The 14583-nt window shown below is 53.8% G+C and carries 16 protein-coding genes; 5 read left to right on the top strand and 11 right to left on the bottom strand.

Going from position 1 to position 14583, the window contains the following annotated elements; all coding sequences use genetic code 11:
• Positions 1 to 3: 3 nt before the first annotated feature.
• From artQ to artJ, 3 genes are all read left to right on the top strand, one after another.
• A complete protein-coding gene (artQ, locus tag AL479_RS17540; RefSeq protein WP_043001228.1) occupies positions 4 to 720 on the top strand; it encodes an arginine ABC transporter permease ArtQ in 717 nt (238 codons plus the stop codon).
• Complete coding sequence (gene artM, locus AL479_RS17535; protein ID WP_042320323.1) at positions 720 to 1388, top strand: arginine ABC transporter permease ArtM; 669 nt, start codon at positions 720 to 722, stop codon at positions 1386 to 1388. The genes artQ and artM overlap by 1 nt, the downstream gene beginning before the upstream one ends.
• Positions 1389 to 1558: 170 nt before the next feature.
• The gene (gene artJ, locus AL479_RS17530) at positions 1559 to 2290 is read left to right on the top strand and encodes an arginine ABC transporter substrate-binding protein ArtJ (protein ID WP_061076989.1); all 732 of its coding nucleotides are present in this window, start codon (positions 1559 to 1561) and stop codon (positions 2288 to 2290) included.
• Positions 2291 to 2402: 112 nt separating this feature from the next.
• On the opposite strand, the gene rlmC is transcribed toward artJ, so the two are convergent.
• The 10 genes from rlmC to AL479_RS17480 all read right to left on the bottom strand — a co-directional run bounded on the left by rlmC (position 2403) and on the right by AL479_RS17480 (position 11157).
• Positions 2403 to 3530, bottom strand: coding sequence for a 23S rRNA (uracil(747)-C(5))-methyltransferase RlmC (gene rlmC, locus AL479_RS17525; RefSeq protein WP_061076988.1), 1128 nt, complete (start codon positions 3528 to 3530; stop codon positions 2403 to 2405).
• A 40-nt stretch (positions 3531 to 3570) separates the two neighbouring features.
• A complete protein-coding gene (locus AL479_RS17520; protein WP_061076987.1) occupies positions 3571 to 4059 on the bottom strand; it encodes a YbjO family protein in 489 nt (162 codons plus the stop codon).
• 59 nt (positions 4060 to 4118) lie between these two features.
• Positions 4119 to 4964 carry a putrescine ABC transporter permease PotI gene (gene potI, locus AL479_RS17515; RefSeq protein ID WP_042320333.1) on the bottom strand — a complete coding sequence of 282 codons (846 nt, stop codon included), beginning with the start codon at positions 4962 to 4964 and terminating at the stop codon, positions 4119 to 4121.
• Positions 4961 to 5914, bottom strand: coding sequence for a putrescine ABC transporter permease PotH (potH, locus tag AL479_RS17510; protein ID WP_061076986.1), 954 nt, complete (start codon positions 5912 to 5914; stop codon positions 4961 to 4963). The genes potI and potH overlap by 4 nt, the downstream gene beginning before the upstream one ends.
• A 9-nt stretch (positions 5915 to 5923) precedes the next feature.
• Positions 5924 to 7057: a putrescine ABC transporter ATP-binding subunit PotG gene (gene potG / locus AL479_RS17505; protein ID WP_061076985.1), complete on the bottom strand. Its 1134-nt coding sequence runs from the start codon at positions 7055 to 7057 to the stop codon at positions 5924 to 5926.
• A gap of 100 nt (positions 7058 to 7157) precedes the next feature.
• Positions 7158 to 8270 carry a spermidine/putrescine ABC transporter substrate-binding protein PotF gene (gene potF / locus AL479_RS17500; protein ID WP_042320338.1) on the bottom strand — a complete coding sequence of 371 codons (1113 nt, stop codon included), beginning with the start codon at positions 8268 to 8270 and terminating at the stop codon, positions 7158 to 7160.
• A gap of 364 nt (positions 8271 to 8634) precedes the next feature.
• Entirely contained in the window at positions 8635 to 9111 is a 477-nt protein-coding gene (locus AL479_RS17495; protein ID WP_043001235.1) for a YbjN domain-containing protein, read from the bottom strand.
• 89 nt (positions 9112 to 9200) lie between these two features.
• Complete coding sequence (gene rimK / locus AL479_RS17490) at positions 9201 to 10103, bottom strand: 30S ribosomal protein S6--L-glutamate ligase (RefSeq protein ID WP_061076984.1); 903 nt, start codon at positions 10101 to 10103, stop codon at positions 9201 to 9203.
• A 60-nt stretch (positions 10104 to 10163) separates the two neighbouring features.
• On the bottom strand, positions 10164 to 10886 hold the full coding sequence (gene nfsA / locus AL479_RS17485) for a nitroreductase NfsA (protein ID WP_061076983.1): 723 nt from the start codon (positions 10884 to 10886) through the stop codon (positions 10164 to 10166).
• Positions 10870 to 11157, bottom strand: coding sequence for a DUF1418 family protein (locus AL479_RS17480; protein ID WP_061076982.1), 288 nt, complete (start codon positions 11155 to 11157; stop codon positions 10870 to 10872). The genes nfsA and AL479_RS17480 overlap by 17 nt, the downstream gene beginning before the upstream one ends.
• Positions 11158 to 11329: 172 nt before the next feature.
• Here AL479_RS17480 and AL479_RS17475 point away from each other — a divergent pair, with 172 nt between their 5' ends.
• Positions 11330 to 11593 (top strand): GrxA family glutaredoxin, encoded by a 264-nt coding sequence (locus AL479_RS17475; protein WP_000495514.1) that lies wholly within the window; start codon positions 11330 to 11332, stop codon positions 11591 to 11593.
• A 39-nt stretch (positions 11594 to 11632) separates the two neighbouring features.
• On the opposite strand, the gene AL479_RS17470 is transcribed toward AL479_RS17475, so the two are convergent.
• A complete protein-coding gene (locus tag AL479_RS17470) occupies positions 11633 to 12010 on the bottom strand; it encodes an inner membrane protein YbjM (protein ID WP_061076981.1) in 378 nt (125 codons plus the stop codon).
• Between the two features lie 269 nt (positions 12011 to 12279).
• Between AL479_RS17470 and AL479_RS17460 the strand changes: the two genes are divergently transcribed.
• Complete coding sequence (locus AL479_RS17460; protein ID WP_061076980.1) at positions 12280 to 13965, top strand: aspartate:alanine antiporter; 1686 nt, start codon at positions 12280 to 12282, stop codon at positions 13963 to 13965.
• The last annotated feature ends 618 nt before the right edge of the window (positions 13966 to 14583 follow it).

The raw sequence follows: 14583 nt of genomic DNA, 5'->3' as shown, positions 1-14583 counted from the left end.
TTGATGAACGAATTTTTCCCACTTGCAAGCGCCGCCGGGATGACCGTCGGCCTTGCCGTCTGTGCACTGATCCTCGGCCTGGCGCTGGCAATGCTTTTCGCCGTCTGGGAGTCAGTGAAATGGCGTCCTGTGGCGTGGACCGGTTCCGCGCTGGTCACCATTTTACGCGGCCTGCCGGAAATTCTGGTGGTGCTGTTTATCTATTTCGGCTCCTCTCAACTACTGCTGATGCTCTCTGATGGCTTTACGATCAATCTGGGCGTCGTGCAGATTCCGGTACGAATGGAGATCGAAAACTTCGACGTCAGCCCCTTCCTGTGCGGGGTGATCGCCCTCTCTCTGCTCTACGCAGCCTATGCGTCACAAACGCTGCGCGGCGCGCTGAAAGCGGTACCGCTGGGTCAGTGGGAATCCGGCCAGGCGCTGGGACTGTCGAAGACCGCCATTTTCTTCCGGCTGGTGATGCCGCAAATGTGGCGTCATGCGCTGCCGGGGCTGGGCAACCAGTGGCTGGTATTGCTGAAAGATACTGCGCTGGTGAGCCTCATCAGCGTCAACGACCTGATGCTGCAAACCAAAAGTATCGCCACGCGAACCCAGGAACCGTTTAACTGGTACATCATCGCTGCGGCGATCTACCTGGTGATTACGCTGGTGAGTCAGTACATTCTCAAACGCATTGACCTGCGCGCGACACGTTTTGAGCGGAGACCGGGCTGATGTTTGAGTATTTACCTGAACTGCTGAAAGGGCTGCATACCAGCCTGACGCTGACGGTGGCGTCCATTGTCGTCGCCCTGATTCTGGCGTTGATTTTCACGATTGTTCTGACGCTGAAAACCCCGGTCGTAGTCTGGCTGGTGCGTGGCTATATCACGCTGTTTACCGGTACCCCGCTGCTGGTGCAGATCTTCCTGATCTACTACGGGCCGGGACAGTTTCCGTCTCTGCAGGAGTATCCGGTTCTGTGGCATCTGCTGTCTGAGCCGTGGCTGTGCGCGCTGATTGCGCTGTCGCTAAACAGCGCAGCCTATACCACTCAGCTGTTCTACGGGGCGATTCGTGCGATTCCGGAAGGCCAGTGGCAGTCCTGCGGCGCGCTGGGGATGAGCAAGAAAGACACGCTGGCAATCCTGTTGCCGTATGCCTTTAAACGCGCCCTCTCCTCGTATTCCAACGAAGTGGTACTGGTGTTCAAGAGTACCTCTCTGGCGTATACCATCACGCTGATGGAAGTGATGGGCTACGGCCAGCTGCTGTACGGTCGCACCTATGATGTGATGGTGTTCGGCGCAGCAGGAGTCATCTACCTGATCGTCAATGGCCTGTTGACGTTAATGATGCGTCTGATCGAGCGCAAAGCGCTGGCTTTCGAGCGCCGAAACTAAGCACTTTATTGCATAAAACACAATCAACAAGACGGACAAGTTTCTAAACTGTCCGTCTTTTTTTATTTAACGAAAAAATAGTTAATCATTTTTATTGCATATAAATTCAATTACTGGCATTGTAAATCCATGCCGCAGAAACGGCGCCTCATCATAACGGGAGTCCAACCATGAAAAAGTTAGTTCTGGCCGCATTACTTGCCTCTTTCGCCGTCGGTGCCTCTGCCGCTGAAAAAATCAGTTTTGGCGTCTCTGCGACCTATCCACCGTTCGAATCTATGGATGCCAATAACCAAATCGTCGGCTTCGACCTCGATCTGGCAAAAGCCTTGTGCAAACAAATGCAGGCAGAATGTACTTTCACCAACCATGCGTTTGACAGCCTGATCCCGGCGCTCAAGTTCAAGAAATATGACGCCGTGATTTCCGGTATGGATATCACCCCAGAGCGGAGCAAACAGGTGGCGTTTACGACCCCCTACTATGCCAACTCGGCGCTGGTGATTTCGAAGAAAGATACCTACAAAACCTTTGCCGATCTGAAAGGTAAACGTATCGGGATGGAAAACGGTACCACTCACCAGAAATACTTGCAGGACAAGCACCCGGAAGTGAAAACCGTGGCCTATGACAGCTATCAGAATGCGTTTATCGACCTGAAAAATGGCCGCATTGATGGCGTATTCGGTGATACCGCCGTGGTGAACGAGTGGCTGAAAACCAACCCGCAGTTGGGTGTAGCAACCGAGAAAGTCACCGATCCGCAGTACTTCGGTACCGGCCTCGGCATCGCGGTTCACCCGGATAATACCGTGCTGCTGGATAAACTGAACGCTGCGCTGGCGGCGATCAAGGCCGACGGTACGTACCAAAAAATCAACGACCAGTGGTTCCCGCAGTAAGTCGAATCGCTGGCGGTAGAAGGCCTGACAACGCTACGCTTGTCAGGCCTGCAAAATACACATCACACGCAGGCCGGATAAGGGGCCAGCGTCGCCATCCGGCAAACCGTGACTAATCCTTCAACAACAATGTCAGCACTTCATAATGCGCGGTATGTGGAAACATATCGAAAAGCTGTACCCGTTCAATGCGATAGCCCGGCAATGCGGCAATATCTTTCGCCATCGTCTGCGCATTACAGCTGGAATAGATAATGAACGGCGGCGCCATCTGTCCCAGGTAATCGCAAAGCGGCTTGCCGATTCCGCGTCGCGGCGGATTCACCAACACCAGATCCGGCCCGCCCCCCTGCCCGGTGGCAAACTGCGTCGAATCCAGCGCCTGAAAATGAAGATGGGTTAAGCCCAGTTCCGCCGCTGACTGCTTCGCACAGGCAATGGCTTCCGGGGCAATTTCAATTCCCGTCAACTGCATCTGCGGCGTCGCGCAGTGCAGACCAAAACCGCCGACGCCACAGAACAGATCCCACATGTGATTCACCGGCAACTGTCGTACCCAGTCACGCGCCGTGGCATACAGTTGGCTTGCCACCGCCGGGTTGGTCTGGAAGAAACTGTGCGGGCGGATCCACAGCGGCACGTCGTTAAACCGCTCCGCCAGCGCCTGCTGTTCAGTCAGGAAGATTTCTGTCTCCCCTTCCATAATCGCCATATGCACGGGCTGAAGATTGACGCTGATGACCTTCAGTTGCGGCAGTTGCGCCTGCAACCACGGCAACGCAGCACGCAACTGCGCCAGTTTGCTGTCGGAACGCAGAACAAAGCGCAGCATCATACCGCCATCAAACTGACTTTCCGTCAGCAGAAGGTACTTAAGCTCTCCACGCTTGCGCGCCACGTTGTAGGGAGTAAGTCCGGCACGCGCTATAAACGGTTTCAGCACGGCAAACACCGGCGCAAACGAGGCCGGATAGAGCGGACAATCGCACAGATCCTCTGGCGTACCATCGCGATGCAACATGCCCAGCAACGGTTTTTCCACACTGCCGCTGACCACCATCTTCGCTTTATTGCGAAACGCCTGCTCCGGGCCGCTGACCGGCGCGCACCACTCCCCGACCGGAAAACCGGCAAGCAGATTTTGCAGATCGGTGGTTTTGGCGGTGAGTTGCTCGCCAACGGGTTGCGTGATCCACTGACAGGAACGACAGCGACCGGCGTCATAGAGTGCGCACTGCATACAGAAACCTTTATCTAAACAGGGGCGAGGATTATACACATTATTGTAAGCGGAAGAAGCGACGACTGGCCGCGGGCACAAACAGTAATAACAGCACCAGCATATCGGGCAACTTTTGCATCATCAGCGTACGCAGTATCTCCCGCTTTGACTCACCGGCAATACTGAACAGTTCGGGATAACCGTAGCCCAACGAGGCCGCCCACAAATAGCCTGCGGCAATCACCTGCGTGAGGAGATACACCCACCGCGCCCAGTTACGCCCCTTCACCAGTGAAAACGCGCAGCCGATCTCCACAAACACCAGCACCAGACTGCCCAGAAAAACCAGCGTCAAATTCCAGGTCTGCACACTGCGATGGATAAACTCAGCCAGTCCGCGAACGCCAAGCGTGTTAAAGATCATCAGCAGGTCGAGCCCACGGATCATAATAATGGCGAGCGCCGCCACCTGCACCAGCGCAGGCACATTCAGGCGGGCATGTGATGAGGATGATTTTTTAAAAAATCCCAACGAATCGTCTTCCATGAAAACAATGCCGCGACGGGCGCGGCATTATGTAGCCAGGTTGGCAGATTTTAGTGTCTTCAGTCACGTCTTGCACGCTGGATATCGCGGATCCGCTGTTTTTCCGTGCGGGCCATCAGATACCAGGCGATAAAACCGACAATTCCGACCACACCGAGGATCAGCGTCGCCAGGGCGTTGATTTCCGGGTTAACGCCCATCCGCACGCTGGAGAAAACCAGCATCGGTAATGTGGTCGCGCCCGGCCCGGAGACAAAGCTGGCAATGACCAGGTCATCCAGTGACAACGTGAACGCCAGCAGCCAGCCGGAGACTACCGCTGGCATAATCATCGGCAGCGTAATCACAAAGAACACCTTCAGCGGCGTCGCCCCCAGATCCATCGCCGCTTCCTCAATGGAGCGATCCAGTTCACGCAGGCGCGAGGAGATCACCACCGCCACATACGCCGTACAGAACGTGACGTGCGCCAGCCAGATAGTCAACATGCCACGATCCGACGGCCAGCCAATAGCGTGTCCCAGCGCGACAAACAGCAGCAACAGGGAGAGCCCGGTGATCACATCCGGCATCACCAGCGGCGCGGTGATCATAAAGGCAAAGCCGTTCGACCCGCGAAAGCGGCCAAAACGCACCATCACCACCGCAGCAATCGTGCCGAGTATCGCCGCCATGGTCGCCGCGCAGGCGGCGATGGTCAGACTTAACCCCACCGCGCTCATCATTGCGCTATCGCGGAACAGTTCGCCGTACCAGCGCGTTGACCATCCTGCCCACACCGTGACCAGTTTGGAACTGTTAAACGAGTAGATGACCAGCATCAGCATCGGCGCATACAGGAAGGTAAATCCGAGCACCAGAATCACAATGCGCCAGGGCGAACGAATTACCGGTAAGTTGTTCATCCGTGGACCCCTCCGCTTTTTTGCTGATGTTTGTGGAACCACATAATCGGGACGATCAGCAGCAGCAACATCACAATCGCAACCGCAGATGCCACCGGCCAGTCGCGGTTGTTAAAGAACTCTTGCCACAGCACGCGACCAATCATGATGCTGTCTGGTCCGCCGAGCAGTTCCGGGATCACAAACTCGCCCACTGCCGGAATGAACACCAGCATAGAACCGGCAATAATGCCGCCTTTGGTCAGCGGGACGATCACGCTAAAGAACGTTTTCAGCGGACGCGCGCCCAGATCCAGCGACGCTTCCACCAGCGAGTAATCAATCCGCGTCAGCGCGGTATAAATCGGCAGCACCATGAACGGCAGATAGGCGTACACAATGCCGATATACACCGCCAGATTGGTGTGCAGAATGGTCAGCGGCTGGTCGATGACCCCCAGCCACAGCAGAAAGTTATTCAACACGCCATTATTTTTCAGGATCCCCATCCAGGCATATACGCGGATCAAAAACGAGGTCCACGACGGCAGGATCACCAGCAGCAGCAGAATATTACGCGTTGACGGCTTGCTGTGCGCCACCGCCCACGCCAGCGGATAGCCCAACAGCAGACAGCAGAGCGTCGAGATCCCCGCCACCTGTAGCGACTGCAGATAGGCATCAAAATAGAGCGGATCGTCCGTCAGCTGCAGGAAATTACCGAGATTAAGGGTGATCGACAGCTGCCCGTCGGCCCACGCCATCAGTTCCGTATACGGTGGTATCGCCCGCGCCATCTCCGCCAGACTGATTTTAAAAACGATCAGAAAAGGCAGCAGAAACAGCAAGATCAACCAGACGTAAGGCAGCGCTATCACCAGTTTGCGCCCGTGCTTCATCTGTACGCGCGCCAGCCAGAACGTAAAGCCGCCTGGTTTTTCTACGCGTGCCGGAGGTTCAAGTGTACTCATCTTCGCTCCTTAAACCGTCAACACCACACAACTGTCCGCATCCCAGCACAAACGTACCTCATCGCCCCAGGTCGGCAGACCTTTGCGATAACGGTGAGCGTTTTGCAACTGGGCGCTGATCATCTGTCCGCTTTTCAGGCGAACGTGATAGATGGAGAGATCGCCAAGATAGGCAATGTGCACCACTTCGCCGACGGCGAAGTTAAAACCGTCGGCAGGCGGCTCTTCGCACAGCATGATCTTTTCCGGGCGCAGCGCCACGTGCACCGGCACGTTATCCACCACCGACGCATCCGGATCGACCTTCAGCGGATGCACCAGTCCAGGGGAATAGAGCACCAGGCCCTCTTCCTGGCGCTCTTTAAGCACGCCCTCAAACACGTTGACTGAACCGATAAACTCCGCGCTGTAACGAGTGGTCGGATGCTCGTAAATCTCTTCCGGCTCACCGATTTGCACAAACTTACCGCGGTTCATGATGGCAATACGCCCGGCCATGGTCATCGCCTCTTCCTGGTCGTGCGTCACCATTACGCAGGTTACGCCGACGCGCTCAAGGATATCGACCACTTCGAGCTGCATACGGTCACGCAGCTTTTTATCCAGTGCGCCCATTGGCTCGTCAAGCAGCAGAAGTTTAGGCCGTTTTGCCAGGCTTCGCGCCAGCGCCACACGCTGACGCTGACCGCCGGAAAGCTGATGCGGTTTGCGTTTAGCGAACTCCTGCATATGCACCAGCCCCAGCATCTCTTCGACCCGACTGGCAATTTCTGCTTTCGGCAGTTTGTCCTGCTTCAGGCCAAAGGCGATATTCTGTTCCACCGTCATATGGGGAAACAGCGCATAGGACTGAAACATCATATTGATAGGACGTAAATAAGGCGGCACCTGGGACAGGTCGACGCCATCCAGCATGATTTGTCCGGTGGTGGGTTGCTCAAACCCCGCCAGCATGCGCAGCAGCGTGGATTTCCCACAGCCTGATGCGCCCAGCAGGGCAAAGATTTCACCTTTATAGATAGTCAGACTTACGTCATCAACAGCGTGCTGACCATCGAAGGATTTGGTCAGGTTGCGGATTTCGAGGAGCGGCGTCAGCGCTTTACGGGTTTTCGCCTGCGGGCGTGGGGTGGCATCATTCACGGGGTGCTCTCCGGCAGAAACAAATCATGGTGCAGGCGCACCAGAACGGTGCGCCTGTTGCCGGGAGCGCTTCGCTTGCCCGGCCTACTTCAACGGCGGATTATTTACCGCTCTTCACCTTGGTCCAGGCACGCGTACGGACGCGGTCAATCTTCGGATCCTGAACTTTCAGGGTGAACATCTTCGCGCGCACGTCTGCTGGCGGATAAATGCCTGGATTATCACGCACTTCTGGGCTCACCAGCGCTGTGGCCTCTTTGTTGGCATTCGCGTAGAACACGTGGTCAGAGATATGCGCAATCACGTCCGGGCGCAACAGATAGTTGAGGAACTGATAGGCCTCGTCTTTATTTTTGGCATCTGCCGGCATCGCGAAGACGTCAAAGAAGGCCATCGCCCCTTCCTTCGGAATCGAGAAGGAGATATTGACGCCATTCTTCGCCTCTTTCGCCCGGTTGGCGGCCTGCCAGACATCCCCTGCCCAGCCGATCGCCACGCAGGTATCGCCGTTAGCCAGGTCGTTGATGTACTGCGAAGAGTGGAAGTAACGGATATTCGGCCGCAGCTTGAGCAGCAGGTCGGTAGCCGGTCCGGTATAGTCGTCCGCTTTGGTGCTGTTCGGATCTTTACCCAGATAGTTCAGCACGGTGGCAAACACCTCTTCTGGCGCATCGAGGAAAGAGACGCCGCAGCTCTTGAGCTTTTCAAGATTTTCCGGCTTCAGCACCAGATCCCAGCTATTAACCGGGGCATCAGCGCCGAGCACCGCTTTCACTTTATCGACGTTGTAGCCAATACCGGTGGTCGCCCACATATACGGCATCGCAAATTTATTGTCCGGGTCGTGTTTGGCGACCAGTTTCAGCAGTTCCGGATCGAGATTTTTCCAGCCCGGCAGTTTGCTCTTATCCAGCGGCTGGAAAACGCCTGCCGTCAGCTGACGTTCAAGGAAGCTCGCGGAAGGCACGACCAGGTCAAAACCGGTGCTGCCTGCCATCAGTTTGCCTTCAAGTACTTCGTTGGAGTCAAAAACGTCATAGACCACTTTGATGCCGGTCTCTTTTTCAAAATTAGCGACCGTATCCGGCGCAATATAGTCAGACCAGTTATAGATATGGAGTGTTTTTTGTTCCGCAGCGAGCGTGCCGGCAGAGACGGCCATCAGAGCACCCGCAACCAGACCCGATAGCCATTTTTTATTTAAGGCGGTCATAATCTCTTTCCTTATCAAAGTTCGTTAACAAACGAACCAAAAAAGTTGCACTCAATGCTATGCAAGAAACGTGCATAGTTTGTCATTCGGCAAAAACCAGGAAGAGTGGACGCTCCCCCGACCGTTATTGCTCGCTGTAATGAAGCTTCGCAAGAATAACTTTAGCCAGGGTTTCAGGCTATAGCCCAGATTAAAAAACGCCTTTTATCAATTTTTTATGCAATTTATGTCTATGTGATAAAGCGAAACGGCGGGAAAGGAGGTGAATAATTCTTTAAAGAAAGGTTAAATGCAGAATAAAAGAACGTAAACCGCAGCCGCTCTGGCAGCGACTGCGCTATACGCGTCATACTTCACGTTAAAATCAGTGAAGAAAATGGTTCTCAACGCTGCTTTTTTGCGCGTCTTCTTCGGCGGTAAACAGCATCTGGTGCGCGCCCGCTTCAAGAATGACCATGGATATCTGCTCTTCGCTCTGACGCACAAACCACTCGAACTGCGCGTAGGTCACCCCCTGCATAACGGATAAAGACTGGCAAACCACCAGCTTTGGCAGATTATCATCCTGCATATCCAGAAACGCTTTCACGGTGAGGGAACTGGCATTGATGGCAGACAGATCCGCCGCCAGCGGCAGTAACGCAGAAGGCCTCACTTCCGCCATCGCAGAAAACAGCAGCGTATTATCGACGAGATCTAATTTCGCATCGTAGATGCCGTCAAAATTTTGCATGTGCGGTAAATGCAGTGCCTGACAGGTATCACATTCAAAAAAACTCATGCCCAGGTCGTCGAGCCATTGCCGCAACGTATCCAGAGTGGGAACGACCAATTCTGTCATAATAATGTGCTACCTCTTACGATGAAAAAATACCGGCACAGCTTACGCAAAAAGTGTTCGTCATGCCACGATCATCGGCGATATTAAGACTAGCCACCCGTTTTGAGACAAAATTCAGCCGTCGCGTGGCGTTCGATCCACTGAATCATGCGCCCGGCGATATCGATACCGGTGGTTTTTTCGATCCCTTCCAGACCCGGAGAGGCGTTCACTTCCATCACCAGCGGGCCGCGCTCGGCGCGTAAAATATCAACACCAGCGACATCAAGCCCCATTGTCTGCGCGGCTTTAATCGCAATCTTGCGCTCACGGGGAGTAATGTTGGCAACGCAGGCCACGCCGCCGCGATGCAGATTAGAACGAAAATCGCCGTCCTTCGCCCGTCGTTCGATGGCCGCGACCACCTCATCCCCCACCACCAGACAGCGAATATCGCGACCTTTGGCCTCTTTAATATATTCCTGAACCAGAATGTGGGCGTTAAGCCCCCGGAAAGCATCCACGACGCTCTCAGCAGCCTGACGGGTTTCCGCCAGCACCACGCCAATCCCCTGCGTTCCTTCCACCAGTTTCACCACCAGCGGCGCGCCACCGACCATATCGATCAGATCGCTGGTATCATCCGGCGAGTGCGCAATGCCGGTAATCGGAAGATCGATACCCTGGCGCGCCAGCAATTGCAGCGAGCGTAGCTTATCGCGGGCGCGGGTAATTGCCACAGATTCGTTCAACGGATAGCTGCCCAGCATCTCAAACTGGCGTAGCGCCGCCGTACCATAAAAGGTGATCGCCGAACCGATACGCGGAATGACGGCATCAAAATGAGGCAGCTTGCGTCCTTTATAATGAATTGAGGACGCCGCCGGATTGATGTTCATATAACAGGAAAGTGGATCGAGTATTTCAACCAGATGGCCGCGCGCTATCGCCGCTTCACGCAGGCGCTTACACGAATAGAGCGTTCCATCCCGGGACAATATGGCAATTTTCACCCTGCACCTCTCAGCATCACTCGATCACTATCCCGCGTATCATACACAGCGGCGGAATTTTTAGCGCGTGGCCCACCCCTGTTTATGTAAATATTCCAGGATAAAGGGACGATTTTCCTTAATCAGCGTGCGGCGAATATGATCGCTCCAGGTGTCACGGCGGGTATTGCTGCCGCGGCTGAGATAATACTGCGCGAGCTGTTCGTCATAATCAGCCAGCGCGTCCCTGTCGAGCGGCTGGTAGTGGTTTTCGTGCATCACAATCGCGGCAGGCAGGCGCGGCTTAAGATCCGGATTATCGGCAGGCCACCCCAGGCACAGCCCAAACAGCGGCAGTACGTGCTTCGGCAGCGTCAGCAATTCCGTGACCGATTCGATGTTATTACGTAAGCCGCCGATATAAACGCCGCCCAGCCCCAACGATTCCGCCGCCGTCAGCGCGTTTTGCGCCATCATCGCCGTATCAACCACACCCAGCAGCAACTGCTCTGCCAGACCTAATTGCGCGTCAGGGCAAATCTGCAGATGACGATTGAAGTCTGCGCAGAAGACCCAAAACTCAGCGGCCTGCGCGACGTGCTGTTGACCGCCGGTTAATGGCACCAGCGCGTCACGTAGCGCCGGATCCGTAATACGAATAATAGACGTGCACTGCAAAAAGCTGGAGCTGGAGGTCGCCTGAGCGGCCGCCAGAATCGCCTCTCGCTGTTCAGGCGTAATCGGTTGATCGGTAAAATGACGAATCGAACGGTGACGACGCAGAAGGTTAATGGTTGGAGTCATTCTCTTTTTCTCTGTCTGAACGGGATGAATCGGATGGGGGCTTCATCAACTGTGGCGCCAGTCTCTGTGCGACTTGCCAGACGAATGCCAGCGCGGCGGGGATCATTAGCAGTACGCCCAAAAAAAGCATGATAATGACCGCTAACGCGCTGTTAAACGGGGCGGGAAGCGTCAGGTAGTGGTTCAGCGACAGCAAAGCCAGCGCCAGAAGCACCATACCTACCATTTCCAGAATCAATACACTTTTCGGTAACGCGCCGGTCATACGCACAGGAAGCCCTCTTTTGTGAGACATAGTGTAAGGCGTTCAGCGTGAATGTGTTTAACAGATATAGACTAAATGTATCGAAGTAAAAGGTGCAACCTACTGTTCAAGACTGACGATTAGCGTCATCATAGCAGCCATTCGCCGTCAGGCTTTGAGTTCGAGGAGAGAGACTACAATGTTCACCGTTATTTTTGGTCGCCCGGGTTGCCCTTACTGTGTACGCGCAAAAGAACTGGCAGAGAAACTGAGCAACGAACGCGATGATTTCAACTATCGCTACATCGACATCCATGCGGAAGGTATCACCAAAGCGGACCTGGAAAAGACCGTAGGCAAACCGGTTGAGACCGTGCCGCAGATTTTTGTTGATCAGAAACACATCGGCGGTTGCACCGATTTTGAAGCCTGGGCGAAAGAGAATTTGAATCTGTTCGCCTGAGTGCTGTGAGTGATGTAAAAACGCCCTCTCCGGAGGGCGTTATTGGTTTTTACGCTGTCGCGGCCTGAACAAACTGCTGATGAACAGGAAGCATAAGGCTCCCAAAGCACACCAGAACACCGCGCTGAATAACCACGCCATCTCCTGCCACAGCGAGCGAGTGGGCGTAAAGAAAAGACGCGTAAGCAGCAAACAACAAGGTGCTGCAAGCATCGCACCAAGGAGCGGTTTAATCACCTCCCGGCGATGAGAGCAAAAACTGGCGACCGCGCCTGGCAGCGTAAAAAACAGTAGCCCAATTTCAGGATGCCCGGCTGCCCGAAATGCCCCTTTCATGTGCATCGTCAGAAAAAGACAGACAACCACAAAGAGCACAAAGCAGCAGACCGCTCCTACCCAACCATGTTTATATTTCAATCATTTCTCCTGACACTGTCTCTATCGAACACACTTTTCGCCAAAGGCGTCCAGTCAGATAAAGCCGTTCAGCATTCCGTGCCAAAATACGCCAACACGATTCTTATAGCCGTTGATACGTAATGAGATTAAACTAGCCAGATTATATTGTTGTGCCGCTTATATTTGGGCCGTGAATATGTCACAATCACCCTTATTTGATGGCAAAAACAGTAGCCTAAATTACCATTTCTTTCAACAGCTTACTCGTAAACAAGAAGTTAGTCTCCGTGAATATAAACGTCGCCGATTTGTTAAATGGGAATTACATCCTGTTATTATTCGTAGTACTGGCTCTCGGCCTGTGTCTCGGTAAATTGCGTCTGGGCTCCATCCAACTGGGTAATTCCATTGGCGTTTTAGTCGTCTCTCTCTTATTAGGGCAGCAGCATTTCAGTATTAACACTGACGCACTGAACCTGGGCTTTATGCTGTTTATTTTTTGTGTCGGCGTTGAAGCGGGTCCTAACTTTTTTTCCATTTTTTTTCGGGACGGGAAGAATTACCTGATGCTGGCTCTGGTGATGGTCGGCAGCGCGCTGCTGATCGCCCTGGGGCTGGGTAAGCTATTTGGCTGGGACATCGGCCTGACGGCCGGTATGCTGGCTGGCTCAATGACGTCTACCCCGGTTCTGGTTGGTGCTGGCGATACGCTGCGCCATTTCGGAATGGAGAGCGCACAGCTTTCCCGGGCACTGGATAACCTGAGCCTGGGCTACGCGCTGACCTACCTGATCGGTCTGGTCAGCCTGATCGTCGGCGCACGCTATCTGCCAAAATTACAGCATCAGGATCTGCAAACCAGCGCCCAGCAAATCGCCCGTGAACGCGGTCTGGATACCGATACGAACCGGAAGGTGTACCTGCCGGTTATTCGTGCTTATCGCGTCGGCCCGGAGCTGGTCGCCTGGACGGACGGAAAGAACCTGCGTGAGCTCGGCATTTACCGTGCGACCGGCTGCTACATTGAACGTATCCGTCGTAACGGTATTCTGGCAAACCCGGACGGCGACGCCGTACTGCAGATGGGTGACGAAATCGCACTGGTCGGCTATCCGGATGCGCATGCCCGACTCGACCCCAGCTTTCGTAACGGCAAAGAGGTTTTCGACCGCGACCTGCTCGACATGCGGATCGTCACGGAAGAGATCGTGGTGAAAAACCACAATGCAGTAGGACGCCGTCTTGCTCAACTGAAGCTAACCGATCACGGCTGCTTCCTGAACCGCGTGATTCGTTCGCAGATTGAAATGCCGATTGATGACAACGTAGTGCTCAATAAAGGCGACGTATTGCAGGTCAGCGGCGATGCGCGTCGGGTGAAAACGATCGCCGATCGCATTGGCTTTATCTCGATTCACAGCCAGGTAACCGATCTGCTGGCCTTCTGTGCATTCTTCATTATTGGTCTGATGATCGGCATGATCACCTTCCAGTTCAGTAACTTCAGTTTCGGCATCGGTAACGCCGCTGGATTGCTGTTCGCCGGGATCATGCTGGGCTTCCTGCGTGCTAACCATCCCACGTTTGGCTACATCCCGCAGGGCGCGCTGAACATGGTGAAAGAGTTCGGCCTGATGGTCTTTATGGCGGGCGTTGGCTTAAGTGCGGGCAGCGGCATCGGTCAGGGGTTAGGGACGATTGGCGGTCAAATGCTGATTGCTGGGCTGATCGTCAGCCTGGTGCCGGTGATCATTTGCTTCCTGTTCGGCGCCTATGTCCTGCGCATGAACCGGGCGCTCCTTTTTGGCGCCATGATGGGGGCACGTACCTGCGCACCGGCAATGGAAATTATCAGCGATACCGCGCGTAGCAATATCCCGGCGCTGGGTTACGCGGGCACCTACGCGATAGCCAACGTGCTGCTGACGCTGGCGGGGACACTCATCATCATCATCTGGCCAGGCTTAGGATAAAACTGAAGTTGTCCCTTAAGTGAAAATTTTTTGCAAATACGTAGAACTTTTCCTCAAGGCGTCAGTCATAACTATTGCCACTGCTTTTCTTTGATGTCCCCAATTTGTGGAGCCCATCAACCCCGCCGTTTTGGTTCAAGGTTGATGGGTTTTTTGTTGCCTGAAGTTCAGCCCCTGGCATGGCAGTACCGCTTTCGACCAACATGCCACCACGTCCCTCATTTCTGCGAAATGAGTCAGGCAGGGCATACACCGATCTGCCACTCAGGCACCACTCCTCCATCGACGCTTTCAGCAATGAGTTCGGGTAAAACTACCCTCCTTATTTATTAATCAAACGTCTAACAGTAAAGTCAGCAATAATAACCAGCATGGCGTATACGATATATATATACTCAACCACTAAAAAATAGACAAAAAATATATCTTCAAACCACCTCACCTTACAACCATATAACTTTGACCTCAGTTTGATTAAAATCAATGATCTCGGGTGTTTTTCTGCGCATTTTTGCAATAGATTACTTTAATAAAATTAATGGTTAAACAACATCTAATAATCTTCTTATTCTATTACACCTCATCGTCAATAAATTGAACGAATCTTTGCGTGAGGGA

Origin of the sequence: Citrobacter amalonaticus, from assembly GCF_001559075.2 — a bacterium.
Classification (GTDB): domain Bacteria; phylum Pseudomonadota; class Gammaproteobacteria; order Enterobacterales; family Enterobacteriaceae; genus Citrobacter_A; species Citrobacter_A amalonaticus_F.
Note: the sequence above shows the minus strand (reverse complement) of the source record. Positions and strands in the feature narration are given on the sequence as shown.